The organism is Jiella endophytica (genome assembly GCF_004519335.1).
Classification (GTDB): Bacteria; Pseudomonadota; Alphaproteobacteria; order Rhizobiales; family Rhizobiaceae; genus Jiella; species Jiella endophytica.
This window is the reverse complement of the sequence record NZ_SOZD01000008.1, coordinates 90442-105128: the sequence shown is the minus strand read 5'-3', so window position 1 is coordinate 105128 and position 14687 is coordinate 90442. Positions and strand designations below refer to the sequence as shown.

General features: G+C 66.3%; 15 protein-coding genes, 1 tRNA gene and 1 pseudogene. 12 read left to right on the top strand and 5 right to left on the bottom strand.

The genetic code is table 11. The features are described 5' to 3' along the window. Positions 1-7: 7 nt before the first annotated feature. From E3C22_RS21240 to ureG, 4 genes are all read left to right on the top strand, one after another. Positions 8-502, top strand: coding sequence for a DUF29 domain-containing protein (locus E3C22_RS21240; protein WP_245515125.1), 495 nt, complete (start codon positions 8-10; stop codon positions 500-502). A gap of 144 nt (positions 503-646) precedes the next feature. Next, a complete protein-coding gene (locus tag E3C22_RS21235; protein ID WP_134763887.1) occupies positions 647-1084 on the top strand; it encodes an urease accessory protein UreE in 438 nt (145 codons plus the stop codon). 12 nt (positions 1085-1096) lie between these two features. Beyond that, on the top strand, positions 1097-1816 hold the full coding sequence (locus E3C22_RS21230) for an urease accessory protein UreF (protein ID WP_134763886.1): 720 nt from the start codon (positions 1097-1099) through the stop codon (positions 1814-1816). Further along, positions 1813-2445, top strand: coding sequence for an urease accessory protein UreG (gene ureG / locus E3C22_RS21225; protein ID WP_134763885.1), 633 nt, complete (start codon positions 1813-1815; stop codon positions 2443-2445). The genes E3C22_RS21230 and ureG overlap by 4 nt, the downstream gene beginning before the upstream one ends. Before the next feature lie 60 nt (positions 2446-2505). Here ureG and E3C22_RS24595 read toward each other — a convergent pair whose 3' ends face one another. After that, positions 2506-3084: a DUF1499 domain-containing protein gene (locus E3C22_RS24595; protein WP_167591853.1), complete on the bottom strand. Its 579-nt coding sequence runs from the start codon at positions 3082-3084 to the stop codon at positions 2506-2508. A gap of 380 nt (positions 3085-3464) precedes the next feature. On the opposite strand from E3C22_RS24595, the gene E3C22_RS21215 reads away from it, so the two are divergent. Next, a tRNA-Arg gene (locus tag E3C22_RS21215) sits at positions 3465-3541 on the top strand. A 98-nt stretch (positions 3542-3639) separates the two neighbouring features. On the opposite strand, the gene E3C22_RS21210 is transcribed toward E3C22_RS21215, so the two are convergent. After that, positions 3640-4032, bottom strand: a complete 393-nt coding sequence (locus tag E3C22_RS21210; RefSeq protein WP_134763883.1) for a GFA family protein — start codon at positions 4030-4032, stop codon at positions 3640-3642. 468 nt (positions 4033-4500) lie between these two features. On the opposite strand from E3C22_RS21210, the gene murA reads away from it, so the two are divergent. From murA to E3C22_RS21185, 5 genes and pseudogenes are all read left to right on the top strand, one after another. After that, positions 4501-5790 carry a UDP-N-acetylglucosamine 1-carboxyvinyltransferase gene (murA, locus tag E3C22_RS21205; RefSeq protein ID WP_134763882.1) on the top strand — a complete coding sequence of 430 codons (1290 nt, stop codon included), beginning with the start codon at positions 4501-4503 and terminating at the stop codon, positions 5788-5790. A 304-nt stretch (positions 5791-6094) separates the two neighbouring features. Further along, entirely contained in the window at positions 6095-6313 is a 219-nt protein-coding gene (gene infA / locus E3C22_RS21200) for a translation initiation factor IF-1 (RefSeq protein WP_019994787.1), read from the top strand. 19 nt (positions 6314-6332) lie between these two features. Beyond that, a pseudogene (locus E3C22_RS21195) lies at positions 6333-6938 on the top strand (Maf-like protein); the annotation flags it as partial. A 371-nt stretch (positions 6939-7309) separates the two neighbouring features. Continuing rightward, complete coding sequence (gene yacG / locus E3C22_RS21190) at positions 7310-7507, top strand: DNA gyrase inhibitor YacG (protein WP_134763881.1); 198 nt, start codon at positions 7310-7312, stop codon at positions 7505-7507. Positions 7508-7865: 358 nt separating this feature from the next. Beyond that, positions 7866-9002: a sensor histidine kinase gene (locus E3C22_RS21185; RefSeq protein ID WP_134763880.1), complete on the top strand. Its 1137-nt coding sequence runs from the start codon at positions 7866-7868 to the stop codon at positions 9000-9002. 139 nt (positions 9003-9141) lie between these two features. Here the strand turns inward: E3C22_RS21185 and E3C22_RS21180 are convergent, their stop codons facing one another. Further along, a complete protein-coding gene (locus E3C22_RS21180) occupies positions 9142-9543 on the bottom strand; it encodes a response regulator (protein WP_134763879.1) in 402 nt (133 codons plus the stop codon). A gap of 312 nt (positions 9544-9855) precedes the next feature. Between E3C22_RS21180 and E3C22_RS21175 the strand changes: the two genes are divergently transcribed. Next, on the top strand, positions 9856-12135 hold the full coding sequence (locus E3C22_RS21175; RefSeq protein WP_134763878.1) for a two-component system sensor histidine kinase NtrB: 2280 nt from the start codon (positions 9856-9858) through the stop codon (positions 12133-12135). 93 nt (positions 12136-12228) lie between these two features. Here the strand turns inward: E3C22_RS21175 and E3C22_RS21170 are convergent, their stop codons facing one another. Then, positions 12229-12525, bottom strand: a complete 297-nt coding sequence (locus E3C22_RS21170; RefSeq protein WP_134763877.1) for a hypothetical protein — start codon at positions 12523-12525, stop codon at positions 12229-12231. A 119-nt stretch (positions 12526-12644) separates the two neighbouring features. Between E3C22_RS21170 and E3C22_RS21165 the strand changes: the two genes are divergently transcribed. After that, entirely contained in the window at positions 12645-13547 is a 903-nt protein-coding gene (locus E3C22_RS21165) for a LysR substrate-binding domain-containing protein (protein WP_134763876.1), read from the top strand. Positions 13548-13698: 151 nt separating this feature from the next. Here E3C22_RS21165 and E3C22_RS24685 read toward each other — a convergent pair whose 3' ends face one another. Continuing rightward, a complete protein-coding gene (locus tag E3C22_RS24685) occupies positions 13699-14463 on the bottom strand; it encodes a cell wall hydrolase (protein ID WP_425364999.1) in 765 nt (254 codons plus the stop codon). Positions 14464-14687 lie beyond the last annotated feature (224 nt).

Here is a 14687-nt window from a genome sequence, read left to right as displayed (position 1 = left end):
ACGAGCGATGATGTCGACGCTTCGCGACACGATGGCACGGCCCGGCAAGCCGGACGACGCGGCGGCGGGCGCTGCGGATTACGACAGGGATTTCTATGCCTGGACGCAGTCGCAGGCGGAGCGACTGCGCAGCGGGCATGCCAATGCCATCGATTGGGAGAGACTGGCCGAGGAGATCGAAAACTTGGGCGGTTCGGAAATCGGCGAAATTGAAAATCGGCTGAATGTCCTCATCCTTCACCTTCTGAAATGGCGGCACCAACCATCGCACCGCTCCAGCGGATGGAAGGGGACGATCCTCGAGCAGCGGCGCCGGATCGCCAAGCGGATGATCCGCAGCCCCAGCCTCAAGGCGCTGCCCGGCCAGATCCTGCAGGAAGAATACGCATCCGCCCGCCTCAAGGCCGCCGGCGAAACGGGGCTTGCCGAAGAGGCCTTTCCGGCAGATTGCCCTTTCAGCGTCGAACAGATCCTCGACGAGGCTTTCTACCCGGAGGCCTGACGCGGCGCCGGAATTGCCCATCGCTTGATGATCGGCTCACGCCCTGCAACACGTCGCCGCCCCGGGATTTCGGATCGCCCCGCTGGCGAAACGCTCGCTGCGGGCGTATTTCTGTGAGCCAACGAAACGATACGGTAAGTTCACATGATCGTCGGAGACAAGGTCGTCAGACGGGGCGAGTGGGCGGAGGCGGCCGACACGATCACGCTCGACGAGACGGCGCGCCACCGTCGGCGCATGGCGATGGTTTCCGATGGCGGCATCGCTTTCCTGCTCGACCTGCCGGAAGCGACGCTGCTGCGCGAAAGCGACGGCATCCTCCTCTCCAACGGCCAGATCATCGTGGTGAAGGCCAAGCCCGAGCCGCTCTACGAGGTCCGCGGCCGTGATGCGGCCCATCTCGTCGCCATCGCCTGGCAACTCGGCAACCGCCATCTCGCCGCGCAGATCTTTGCCGACCGGCTGCTGATCCGCCGCGACGCGGTGATCCGCACCATGCTCGAAGGCCTCGGCGCCTCGGTGGCAGAGACCGAGGCGGCGTTCGATCCGGAGGGCGGCGCCTATCACGCCCATCCCCACTGACGAGCGCTGGCGATGTCGCGATCCAGCTGGTCGAGGGAGGCCGATGCCGGCCTGAACGGCGTCGCCGCGGGAAGCCCGGCGCATCTCGCGCCGCTGATGACGCTGTTCTCGGCAAGCTTTCCGACCGGCGGTTTTGCCTATTCCCACGGCCTGGAAGCGGCGGTGCGCGAAGGATACGTCACCAGCGCAGAAGCCGTTCGCGACTGGATCGACTTCCTCCTGCGGCAGGGCAGCGGCTGGAACGATCTCGTCCTCGCCGCCGGTGCCCATCGTGCGGTCGCGGAGGCAGCCTCGCCGGATCTTCGCGAGCTCTGCGAACTGGCCACTGCCCTGTCCGGCAGCGCCGAGCGGCGCGTCGAGACGACTCGGCTCGGCGAAGCCTTCGTCGCAGCGGCGAGCCCCTGGATCGGCGAATCCCCTTTCGACGGGATACCCATGCCCCTGCCCGTCGCGGCCGGGGCGGTGACGGCCCGTGCCGGCCTGGCGCTGAACGAGACCCTCGTCGCCTACGCCCATAACTTTGCCGGGAGCCTTCTCGCGGCGGCCGTGCGGCTGGTGCCGCTCGGCCAGAGCGAGTGGGTCGGCGTGATGCACGATCTCCTGCCGGTGATCGAGACGAGCGCTCGCAACGCCGCGCGATCGACGCTGGACGACTTGGGGTCTGCCGCCATAGTCTCGGAAATCGCCGCAATGCGGCATGAAACGCTCGGCACGAGGCTCTTTCGTTCATGACATCGGCACATGGCCCCCTCAGGGTAGGAATCGGCGGGCCGGTCGGCTCCGGCAAGACGACTCTGACGGAAAAGCTCTGCAAGGCGGCGCGCGAGCGCTGGTCGATCGGCGTCGTCACCAACGACATCTACACGCGCGAAGACGCCGAGGCGCTGGTGCGGATGCAGGCGCTTGCGGCCGATCGGATCATCGGCGTCGAGACCGGCGGCTGCCCGCACACGGCAATCCGCGAGGACGCCTCGATCAACATCGCGGCGATCCGCGAGTTGAGCCAGCGACACCCGGATCTCGACCTCGTCCTCGTCGAATCGGGCGGCGACAACCTCGCCGCCACCTTCTCGCCGGACCTCGTCGATCTGTCGATCTATGTCATCTCGGTCTGCCAGGGAGACGACATTCCGCGCAAAGGCGGCCCGGCGATCACCCGCTCTGATCTCCTCGTCGTCAACAAGACCGATCTCGCGCCCCATGTCGGAGCCGATCTCGAGCGGATGCGGCGTGATGCGGAGGCGGGACGGGGAGCCTTGCCGACGGTCTTCACCGACCTGTCGCGGGCGAAGGGCGTGTCGGCGATCCTTGATTTCCTGGCGGCGACGGGCGGTCTTTCGCGGATCGAAGCTGCGGCCTGACCGCCGATCATCGATGGCCGCCCGCATCGCTGGGGTCCTGCTGATTCTCGAACGGCAGCCTTACCGCAGGGCGGCGGCAGCCGGCGCCCGGCCGATCTGCCGGTTTGGGCCGGACGTTCGCTCGAGGTCTGCCGCGATCCGCCGCAGTCGCTGGCGATTGGCGCCGAAATCGCCGCGCCCGAGCAGCGAGCGGGAATAGAGCTTGAGCGCCGTACGGCCGTCGCCGGCGATCGTTGCCCTGGCATCGAGCGTGTCGGGAAATTCCAGGACGCGGCTGCGAAAGACGTAGCGCCGATAGGTCTCGTCGCGCCCGTCGTCGACCCGTTTGCCCTGACCCATGGCGATCACCACGGGGTCGAACCTGGCCATGATAAGCTGCGGGGCGGCGTCGAAATGCGGCAGTTCGAAATCGACCCGCTGGCGGCAGGTGCCCTTCGAGCAGGCGAGGGCGTCGTTCGGAACGCGGCGGCGGACGAGATGGTCGAAATCGACGGGCCCTTGGTCGGCCGGCCCGCCGATCCATTCCCAGACACGCTTCGGGCCGGCAATGACGAAGCCGCCCGCGACGACGGCTGTGACACCGAGGACGCCGACGGCGATCGATCGGCGACGCGGGTGGTATCTCGAAACGCGGGACATCGGCGCAACAGCTCCGGTCGAAAGCGGGATCAACGGCGCTGGTGCTTCGCTTGTTCCGCCAGAAGGCCCAGCGCTTTCTCCGCCCATGCATCGGTGCCGATGGGGCCCGGCGGCGGTTTCCCGTCCCTTGCTCAATCGGCGAGAGACAGCCCTGGGGTCCAGAGCGCCATACGTCCGAATGGACGCACAAAAGACACCGTAACTTATTGAATCAACGCACCGTACTTTCCGAAAATCGATTCCGATTTTGCGGCCGATGCTGTAGTCGCGGCGGATCAGGTCGCACTGCAACGGGAAGATCGTCGGCGCACTCCCTTGCCGCAGCACGGCATATAGTTTAGGGGAACCGAAGCTGATTATCCGGCGCCTGACGCCGATCCGCACCCGTAGCTCAGCTGGATAGAGTGTCGCCCTCCGAAGGCGAAGGTCACAGGTTCGAATCCTGTCGGGTGCGCCAGTTTTCCGCCGCTGTCTTGGCCAGCGTGGCCAGATTACCACGGTCATCATCGAACGTCGCCCACAGTCATCACAGGACGTCGCGGAGGCTCCTGCTGGCTACGGCCCGCCGTCTTTCCCGGTTTCGCGGTCGCGCTCGAAATGCGCTGCCAGCGGAAAGGGCGGCAGCCAGGCTTCGCGGCGGATGGTCCAGTTTTCATAGGTCGGGGTCAGCTGGTCAGGCTCGTTGAGGGAGCCGAGATGCAGCTCGATCTCGCCCCCGCTGCGGGCGAACACCGACGAGCCGCAGCGCGGGCAGAAGAACCGCCCGGCATAGTCGCGGGCCTCGCCCTCGATGGTGACTGCCTTCTCCGGATAGATGGCTGCGGCGTAGAACAAGGCGCCGTGATGCTTGCGGCAGTCGAGACAGTGGCAGATGCCGACCCGGTCGGGCCGTCCCGACGCCGTGAACCGCACCTCGCCGCAAAGACAGCCGCCCCGATAGGTCTCCATGCCCGTCTCCCTGATTTCGTGACAGCTCGATCCTAGCGACGACTTCGGCTCTCTGCACGACAGGTCGGGCTATGCAAAGGAGACAGCCCCGGCTCTTCCCGATGCGGTTTCGCGGCGGCGAAGTGGCTCCATCGCACGGCCTCGTGCCTTCGCGCGCCGTACGTCCGATAGGACGCCTAGAGGACACGCTGTCTCTTTGATCCTCCGGATCATCCTTGCCGAAAATCGATTCCGGGTTTCGGGCCGGTGCTGTAGCCGTCGGCATCGGCTGCAAGTGAAGTCTGACCGGTTTGTAAGGTTCCATTCATTGGTGTAGAGACAGCCGCCAGGATGGCGGGCTGCCGTACCTCGCGGGAACGCGCCGCCCTTCTTGACGCCACAATGGCGATGGATCGTCGCCGGGCACCCCGCCGTCGATCTTCCCTTGACCCGAGGACACTGCCGGATCGCCGGCCACCAGGAGCGCTCATGGATCGCATTCGCATTCGCGGCGGCAACGAACTCAACGGCACGATCCCGATCTCCGGGGCGAAGAACGCCACGCTGCCGCTGATGATCGCCTCGCTCCTCACCGACGACACGCTGACGCTGGAGAACGTCCCGCATCTCGCCGATGTCGAGCTGCTGACGCGGATCCTCGGCAATCACGGCGTCGATTTCTCGGTAACCGGCAAGCGGCTTCGCCAGGAATCGAGCTTTGGTCGCACCATCCACTTCACTGCCCGCAACATCGTCGACACCACCGCGCCTTATGAGCTCGTCTCCAAGATGCGGGCGAGCTTCTGGGTGATCGGCCCGCTGCTGGCCCGCATGCACGAGGCGCGGGTGTCGCTGCCCGGCGGCTGCGCCATCGGCACGCGGCCGGTCGACATCTTCATTGACGGCCTGCGGGCGCTTGGCGCCGACATCGAGATTGAGGCCGGCTATGCCGTCGCCAGCGCCAAAGGCGGCCTCGTCGGCAACCGCTACAGGCTGCCGAAGGTCTCCGTCGGCGCGACCCATGTGCTGATGATGGCCGCGACCCTCGCCAAGGGCGAAACCATCCTCGAAAACGCCGCGCGTGAGCCGGAGATCGCCGATCTCGCCGCCTGCCTGACGGCGATGGGCGCCAAGATCGACGGCGCCGGCACGTCGACGATCCGCATCGACGGGGTGCGCTCGCTCTCCGGCGCGCGCCACCGGGTGCTGCCGGACCGGATCGAGACCGGCACCTATGCCATGGCCGTGGCGATGACCGGTGGCGACGTGACCCTCACCGGCACAAGGGCGGACCTCCTGCCGACGGCGATCGAGACGCTGGCCCGGGCCGGCGCCGCGCTGACGCCGGTGGAGGACGGGATCCGCGTCTATCGCAATGGCGGCGGCATCGCGCCGGTGGATGTCAGCACCGATCCCTATCCGGGCTTTCCGACCGATCTGCAGGCGCAGTTCATGGCGCTGATGACCAGGGCGTCGGGAACCGCCAAGATCACCGAGACGATCTTTGAGAACCGTTTCATGCACGTCCAGGAACTGGCGCGGCTCGGCGCGAAGATCTCGCTCGCCGGCCAGGTCGCGCGGGTCGAGGGCGTCGAGCGGCTGAAGGGGGCGCCGGTGATGGCGACGGATCTTCGCGCCTCCGTCTCGCTGGTCATCGCCGGCCTCGTCGCCGAGGGCGATACCGAGGTGAACCGGGTCTATCACCTCGATCGCGGTTTCGAGCGGCTCGAGGAAAAGCTCGGCAATTGCGGCGCTGAGATCGAGCGCATCTCCGGGTGAGGCCGGGTCGGCCGCGTTCGTCTTCCGGAAATCCCGGAGCCTTCGGACCGGCTTGCAATTTGCGGCGATTGCGCCGATTTAAGGGGCGTTTTCCGGTTGACCGTGCCAGGCTCGGCACGCACACGGCTTCATGGCCGCCCGTCGCAAGGACTTTCCGAGGGAAAACCTTCGTCGGGCACGCCAGCCGTCTTGACGTAGTGCAACATCGACGCGATGCGGCGGCACCGGTCCGCTCATCGCCCCATCTTGCGGCGCCGGCCCGTCCGGGCGCCGCAGCCGAACGAATACTAGGATCGCACAGCGTATGGCAAAAGAAGAAGTTCTCGAATTTCCGGGCGTCGTCACGGAGCTGCTGCCGAATGCGACATTTCGGATCAAGCTCGAGAACGACCACGAGATCATCGCCCACACGGCGGGCAGGATGCGCAAGAACCGCATCCGCGTCCTGACCGGCGACAAGGTGCTGGTCGAAATGACGCCCTACGACCTGACCAAGGGTCGCATCACCTACCGCTTCAAGTAAGCCTCGAAGCCGCGCCCGGATGTCTTCCTTGCAACGCCTGGTCCTTGCCTCCGGCTCGCCGCGGCGGCTGGCGCTTCTCCAGCAGGCGGGCGTCGAGCCGGACCGGCTGATGCCGGCCGACATCGACGAGACGCCGCAAAAGAGCGAGCACCCGCGCTCCCTCGCCAAGCGCCTGTCGAAGGGCAAGGCGGAGGTGGCGGCGCGGCGGCTGCGCGAGCTCGACTACGGGCCTGCGACCATCCTCGCGGCAGACACGGTGGTTTCCGTCGGCCGGCAGATCATGCCGAAGGCGGAGCTTGCCGAGGACGCGCTGGCCAATCTTAGAACGCTCTCCGGCCGCACCCACAGGGTCTATACCGGGGTCTGCGTCATCGGACCGAACGGCGCCCTGCGTCAGCGCCTGATCGAGACGCGGGTGCGCTTCAAGCGGCTGTCGCGCCAGGACATCCAGAGCTACGTCGCCTCGGACGAATGGCGCGGCAAGGCCGGCGGATACGCGATCCAGGGACTGGCGGGAAGCTTCGTCGTCCGGCTGGTCGGCTCCTACACCAATGTCGTCGGGCTGCCGCTCGCCGAGACCCTGGCGCTGCTTGCCGGCGAGGGCTACGACATCCACGCCCGCTGGCGCGCGCCGCAGATGGACGTGCCGCCCGAGGACGAGGATCCGGACGAGGATTTCGAGGACGACCGGAAGGCCGAGGCGTTAAGCGACGAGCGGCAGTGGGGCTTCCGGCCGGTGGCCGCGCCGCCGCCGCGGGCTCTGCCGCCGGCGCAGGCGACGCCGCGTGACGACGTGGCGGATGACGAACTCAAGGATGCAGCGCCGGCGGAGCGCCGCAAGGACGGCGAGGGACATTCCGACGGCCTTGCGATCGCGGTCGGCGGGCCCACCGGCGACGAAAAGGCTGCCTCGACGTCTGACGCGCCGGGCGATCCGGCCGGACCGCGGTCGGGCGATGACGATCGCCGCAAGGAGCCGTCGGCGGACGAACGACCATGACCAAGGCAGCCGAACCACCGACGCCGCTGCGCCCGAAGCGCAAGTGCCCCGAATGCGGCAAGCCCTCCGACCGCGCGACCTTTCCCTTCTGCTCGCCGCGCTGCAAGGCGGTAGACCTCAATCGGTGGCTTTCCGGCAGCTACGTCATTCCCGGACCTTCCGTCGACCAGACAGGCGAGGGCGAGGAGAGCTGAGCGGCCTGCCGCCTGCTCTTTCCGTTTGACGGACATTTTTTCGGCCACGGCGGGGTTCGACTGCGTGTCCGCGGAATCTGGTATCCGCCCGCCCGGGGCCCCAAAGCCGGTCGGACGGCCCTGAAGGCTCTCAACGCCGCTCTCTTTTTGTAGATTCACCCCTCGACATCAGACCGTTTTGTCGATGCCGCGAAGGGTCGGGTCGCCCACCCGCCTCAGTTCCCGGATTGTTCATCCGCATTTATATTTTCTGCCGACTAAAGCAGGTAGTTTTGCTTATTCAAGCTAAGATAGACGAAGAAGATACCCTTAAGTAAATTTCAAGATAGCGATTCGGAATACCGCGAGGGGACGCGTTGTGGGCAGTCTGCTGCATCTGGAAAGCAAATGGGGCGGAGAGATCCTGAGAGGCGATCCCGCCGTTCTGCCACTCCCCGATGATCGCGATCTCCAGCTCGAACGGTTCTGCCGGCTCGCCCAGCAGACGCTGCGCGCACCGGCTGCCATCGTCACCATCGGCTCCGACCATCGCCAGTGGGTGAAGGCGTCGCAGGGCAGGGAGGTCGCCGACGCCCTGCCGGCAGAAGAGCCGCTTCCCCTCGAGATCTTCGGCCGTGTCGTCGAGTCGGACCAGCCGGTGGAGCTGCAGTTCGACGCGGCGGCCTGCGAAGGAGGGGCGGCGATCTGGATCGAGACGGGGCCCGCCGCCTCGCTGCTCGCGACGCCGCTTCGCGACCGCGACGGTGGCCTTCTCGGGACGCTGTCGGTTCTCGACGCCCGGCCCCGCAAATGGAACGCCTGGCAGCGCGACGCGCTGACGACGATCGCGGCGATCGTCGAAAATCACATCGATACCGACACCAAGGTCGCGGGCATGCGGGCCGAGCAGTGGCGCTCGGACCTCGTCGCCCGCGAGATGTCGCATCGCATGCGCAACGTCTTCACGGTCGTCTCGGGTTTCGTGACGATCTCGGCGAAGAACCATCCCGGAAGCGCCGGCCTCGCCCAGATGATCCTCGGCCGCATCGAGGCCTTCGCGACGGCCAACGACTATGTCGTGTCGAAACAGTCTCCGCTCGCCGCCGCATCGGACAGGGCGGAGCTTGCAGGGCTGATCGAGGTGCTCTGCCGGGCCTATGACTCCTCCGGCCGGATCTCGGTCGAGGGGGGCGCGCTGCCGGTGAACGAGAAGGCTGCGCTGGTCATCTCCCTCGTCATCCATGAGCTCGGCACCAATTCGCTGAAATACGGCTCCCTGTCCTGCCCGGACGGCCGCGTGGCGATCCGCTGCGAAGAGGCGGGAGCCCGTTTCCGGATCGTCTGGCGCGAATATGACGGCCCCTCGATCGACTGTCCGCCGACCCGCATCGGTTTCGGCTCGCGGATGTGCCAGCAGGCCGTGGCGGGCAGCATCGACGGCAAGGTCACCTATGACTGGCGGCCCGACGGGCTGACGGTCAGCATCGACGCGGCCCGGGCGGCGTTGATCAAGTGAGCCGCGCGGAGCAGCTGCGGGCCAGGGATCTCCTCACGGCGTACGCTTCGGGACATCACGGACGTGCCGCTCGGGCCGCCGCGCAGCCGCAGGCATCGCCGCAACGGGCGAAACTTGCCGGCGCGTCTCCGGCGATCGCTCAGTTGCAGTTGGCCGGGCTCATCTCGATGACCGGCGCCTGCGCCGACAACACGGTCAGGATACCGCGCCTGATGCCGTCGAGCGTATAGGGCTTGTCGATGCAGACGGCCGCGGGAGCGCGTCCGCGGACCTCGTCGCTGCTCCCCGACACGAACAGGACGGGGACGTCGACGAAGTCCCTGATCCGCTCGCTCGCCGAAACGCCGTCGCCACTCTTCAGGCGGAAGTCGGAGATCACCAGATGCGGGCGGAGATCGATCGCCGCCTGCACCGCATCATCCTCGCTGGCCGCTGTGCCGCAGATCTCGAAGCCGATCTCCTCCAGCATCTGCGACAACATCATCGCCGCGAGGAAATCATCCTCGACGATGAGAACTCGGTCTATTCCGCTACCCTGCACCGGACTTATCCTTTCGGGTCTGGTCACGTTGGAAAATAACGCAAATAAAATTTCTTTATTATCATCTATTGACTCACTAATAGAACGAATTTAAACTTGCCCGGGTATACGTAATTTCCGAAGTCCTCTGTTAGCTGGCTGAGGCAATCAGGCGATATTTTCTAAGTATAACTGATAGTGACAAATGATCGGGCCGGGACGAAGTCTGCCCACGTCGATTTGACTGTCGATAGCGGGGTTGATTGTATCGAAGTAACAGAAATCGATGATCTGAAAGGCCAAGGTCATGCCTGACCACCCGACCATTCGGGTATGGCTCCATTGAGCCTGGTCACCAAACTGTCCCTGGCGATGGTCGGTCTGGTCGTGGCAACGGCGCTTTCGGTCGGCCTTCTGATCTACGGCCAGACGAGCCGGGTGGCGCTGCCGCTGGCGCTGGACAGCCTGAGCGACAATACCGGTCTCGTCGCCTCCTATCTGGACGGCTACCTCGCTGCGCCCGAAGACGACATCGTCGCGGCCGCCTCCATGCCGGCCGTCCTCGACTACGTCGCCCGCGCCGATCGGCCGTCCGGCAGCGGCGAAGCGCCGCAGGCTGCGGGGCTCACGACGAACGTCGCGCGGGAATTCACCGCCCTCCTTCAGGCCAAGCCGCAATATGATCAGCTGCGGCTGATCGGGACCGCGAACGAAGGGCGGGAGATCGTGCGCATCGACCGACGCGGACCGGGGGGGCGGCTGCAGCGGGTCGGGGAGGCGGACCTCCAGAGCAAGGCGAGGCGCGACTATTTCGAGAGGATCTTCGCCGAGGAGGGCGACGGCATCTACGTCTCGCCGATCGACTACAATCGAGAGGACGGCGTCGTCGAAGATCCGCCCGTGCCGACGATCCGCATCGGCAAGCGCATTCTCCTCGACGGGGTCGCGAGCGACTATTTCGTCATCCTCAATGTCGACCTCAGGCCGGTGTTTCGCCATCTCGGCAATCTCGACATGGCGGAAGGAAAGATCCGGCTCGTCGACGAAGCGGGAAACTACCTCGTCAACGCCGCGGCGCCCGAGCGGGTGTTCGGCTTCGAGCGGGAGAAGAGCTTCACGGCACCGCAGGACTGGCCGCAGATCGCGGCGGCGCTCGATGCGGCGGAGCCATCCGTCATCGTTGCCGAGGGTGCGAATGGCGAGGCCGAGGCGATTGCTGCCTGGCCGCTGCTGCTGGCCGGATCACGCCGGGTGACGCTGCTGCAATCGGCCGGCGTCGACGGCCTCCTCGCGGCGGCGCGGTCCTCGATCGGAACGAGCAGCCTCTTCGGCGCAGTGCTCTGCGGCCTGATCGCGGTCCTTCTCGCGGTGTTTCTGGCGACCCGGCTCGTCCGCCCGATCCGGCAGCTGACGAAGGCCGTCGACGATGCGACGAACGGCCAGCCGGTCGAGTTGCCGACCGCAGCGGGCGGCGAGGTCGGGGCACTCGCCCGGGCGACCGAACGCTATATCGAACGCGAGGCCCTGCTCTTTGCCCTGGTCCGATCCTCGCATGATCCGGTTCTGACCAAGGATCTCGACGCCGTCATCACCTCGTGGAACGGCGCTGCGGAAAGGCTCTACGGCTATACGGCGACGGAGGCGGTCGGCTCGCGGCTCGACATCATCATCCCGCCGGACCGCATGGAGGAACTCGACCGCTTCATGGCCGAGATCCGCGCCGGCCGGCGTGTCGGATCGTTCCGCACCGTCCGCCGGTCGAAAGCTGGTGAGCGGCTCGACGTCGAACTCACCATTTCGCCGATCCGCAACGCCTCCGGCGAGATCATCGGCGCCTCGACCGTCACCCGCGACATCACCCGCATGCTGCAGGACGCGCGGAGCCTGCAGAGGCTGCAGGCTGAGGCAGCGCACACCTCGCGCGTCACCGCAGCGGGGCAGATGGCCGCAACGCTTGCCCATGAGATCAACCAGCCGCTGACCGCCGTCGTCAACTACGTCAAGGCGCTGCAGCGCCTGCTTCAGGACGGCGGAATGGAGCTGGAGGCAAAGCCGCTGATCTATGCGCGCAAGGCGATCGAGCAGAGCAACCGCGCCAGCGAGATCGTCAAGCGGGTGCGCAGCTTCATCGGCAATCGCCAGACCAATGTGTCTGCGGCGAGACTCAACGACATCGTCGAGGACGGCCTTGCCGTCGTCTTCATGGGCCGCGAGGCCGATCGGATTCTGGTCGAGCGCGACTATGCGAGCGACCTGCCGGAAGTCTATGTCGACCGTACGCACATTCAGCAGATCGTCGCCAATCTCACCGGCAACGCCCTCGAGGCGATGGCCGAGATGTCCGACCGCAAGCTCACCGTCGCGACCCGGCTGAACGGCGAGACGATCGTCGTCAGCTTCGCCGACACCGGAATGGGGGTGGACCAGTCCATCGTCGAGCGGCTGTTCGAGCCGTTCACCACCACCAAGCCGAACGGCATGGGCTTCGGGCTCAATATCAGCCGCTCACTGGTCGAGGCCCATGGCGGGAAGCTCTCGGTGCAAAGCAGCCGCCGGGGCGCCGTCTTCGAATTCACGCTGCCGGTGGGGCCGCCGATCAGCCTTCGCCACTGATCGCGGGACGGCGGTTGTTCCGCCATCCCGCAGCTTCGCGCCACCCCCGGCCTTCTGGGGACAAGGCAATGCGCCTGTCAGCCGGGGGTATGCTCAATCCGTCCGGCCATGCTTGGACGCGGGGCGGCGGCGCTGCATCTCCTCCAGAAGCGTCAGCGCATCGACCTCCAGCGGCATGCGCGACGCCGCCTCGACCTGGTGGCGCTCGAGCCCGGTGATGTCCCGCAGGACGTCGTCGTCGACCCGCAGCAGCGTGGCGATCGCGTCGCGGCGCAGCTTGTGATGCCGCCGCTCCTCCGACCAGCCGCGCAGCCAGCCGTTCGCCCGGCCTGCCCGGACATTGCTTGCCGCGGTGTCTTCGATGCGCGGCGAATAGACCCACTGAAACATCTCGTTCTCCTATGCCCTTCGATGAGAGCGAAGGTGGGCGAACGGGATTGATGAGTCCAACGAAAAGGATTAACGTGTAATGTGAGCTAATCTCATTGATAACGAAAAAGGCCAGCGTGATGAACCAGATGCTGCCGGCGATCGGCAATCTCGACATCGATCTTGCCCGGACATTCGTGGCGATCTGCGAGACGGGCAACTTCACCCGGGCGGCGGAACGGGTGTTCCGCTCGCCCTCGGCCGTCAGCCTGCAGGTGAAGAAGCTCGAAGAGACCTTCGGGCGGCCGCTGTTTCGCCGCGAGACACGGTCGGTGGAGCTGACCGTCGACGGCGAATTCTTCCTCGGCTATGCGCGCAAGATGCTGCGGCTGAACGACGAGGTGGTGGAGTATTTCCGCAAGCCGCCGATCGAGGGGCGGGTCTCGCTCGGCGCGCCTTACGACGCCGGCATTTTCGCGATCCCGCTGATCCTGAAGATGTTTGCCTCGACGCATCCGCATGTCGATGTCGACGTCCGGCTGGAATCGAGCGGCGAACTCCGCCGCCAGTGCCTTGCCGGCGAGATCGACGTGGCGCTGATGGCGACGGACGAGCATCCGGGATTCCTCGCCGTCGAGGCGCATAGCGAGCCGCTGGCCTGGATCGGGCTGCGCAACGGCTCGGCGGCGAGGCGCGAGCCGCTGCCGCTGGCGCTCGCCGATCAGGGCTGCCTGTGGCGGGCGGCGGCACTCGATGCCCTCGACAAGGCTGGCGCCGCCTATCGCGTCGCCTATACGAGCAAGAACTGCCAGGCGCAGATCGCAGCGGTGGAGGCGGATCTGGCGATCGCGCCGCTGCCCGTCAGCGTGGTGTCGCAAAGGCTGGTGCGCCTCGACACGCCGGGCGGCCTGCCGCCGCTCGGCAACTACCGGGTCTATCTGATGAACCGCGAAGGAGCGGGGCCGGTTGCCGATGCCCTGCGCGAGCACGTCCTTGCCAGCTTCCGCGAGATCGCCGGCCGCGGCGCCCGGATTTTTGCCTGAGCGTCTCCTGCGACGGTGCGGGCTGCTGCGACGCTAGCGCGCCGTGCGTCTGATAGGACGCACAAAGGACGTGCTATCTCTTTGATTCACCGCATCGTGCTTTTTCGAAAATCGATTTCGATTTTCGGGCCGATGCTGGACCGGCGCCGCCTCAGTAGCCGCCATTTTCGCGGATGAGATCGTCGATGCTGATCGGCTGCAGCACCGCCTCGCCGGCGCTGCTCGGTGCGGCATTGCTGGCGATCGTGGTCATGCCGGCTCCCGGCGGCGTTGCCGGCATCGGCACGGCCTGCGGCTCGGGGGCTGCCTGCCGGCGGACGGCGACCTTCGCCGGCGACGAATAGCTCTGCTGCGCCGGCGTCGTCTGGTAGCCGAGCAGCATCACCCGCGCGGCGCGGTTCGCCGCCTCGAGCCCCGGCGGGTTGACGAAGGCCGGGTCGCTCTTGCGGCGGGCGTTCTTGCGCTTGTCGTAGAAGACGTTGCCGCCGGCTTCCACCAGGTAGTGCATGTTGGTGTAGGGGAAGGTCATGCCGGCGGTGTGGAAGAACTTGGCGTTGCCGACATAGCGGTGGCGGCCGCCCTTCAGCACCTTGGTCGCCATGTTGGCGGCAAGCCGGCTGCCCTTGCCCATCGAGCGGGAGAGGACGCCGGGGGCGAACTGGTTCGGCTGGCCGACCACGGCGCAGACGGTGTCCGGATAGAGCTTGCTCTCCACCCGGTTCATCACCACCGTGCCGACGGCGAGCATGCCCTCGGGGCTCGAGCGGTTGGATTCGAAATACATCACCCGCGTCATGCATTCGTGCTCGCTCATCACCCGGCGCCCGAACAGCGAGGACGCGCAGCCGGACAGGCTGGTGACGAGCAAAAGAAGGATGGCGGTTCTGAAGGCGCGGGCCGACGTCGGTGAGAGCATTGCGGAACTCGGATGGCCGATTGCGATTCGGGCGTATCGAGTCCGCGATATTGTCCGGCAGGGCTTAACGGGTGGTACCGAACTGCCATGTTTCCCGGATTTTTGCCCGGCAAGGTTAACATTTTCAGAAAATTCGCGGCAATCGGCCACCCCGGTCGATCGGGCAACGGACCCGCGCCTCGCACGTTGTCAGGACGAGGCCGGTGACGGCCGAGGAAAAGAGC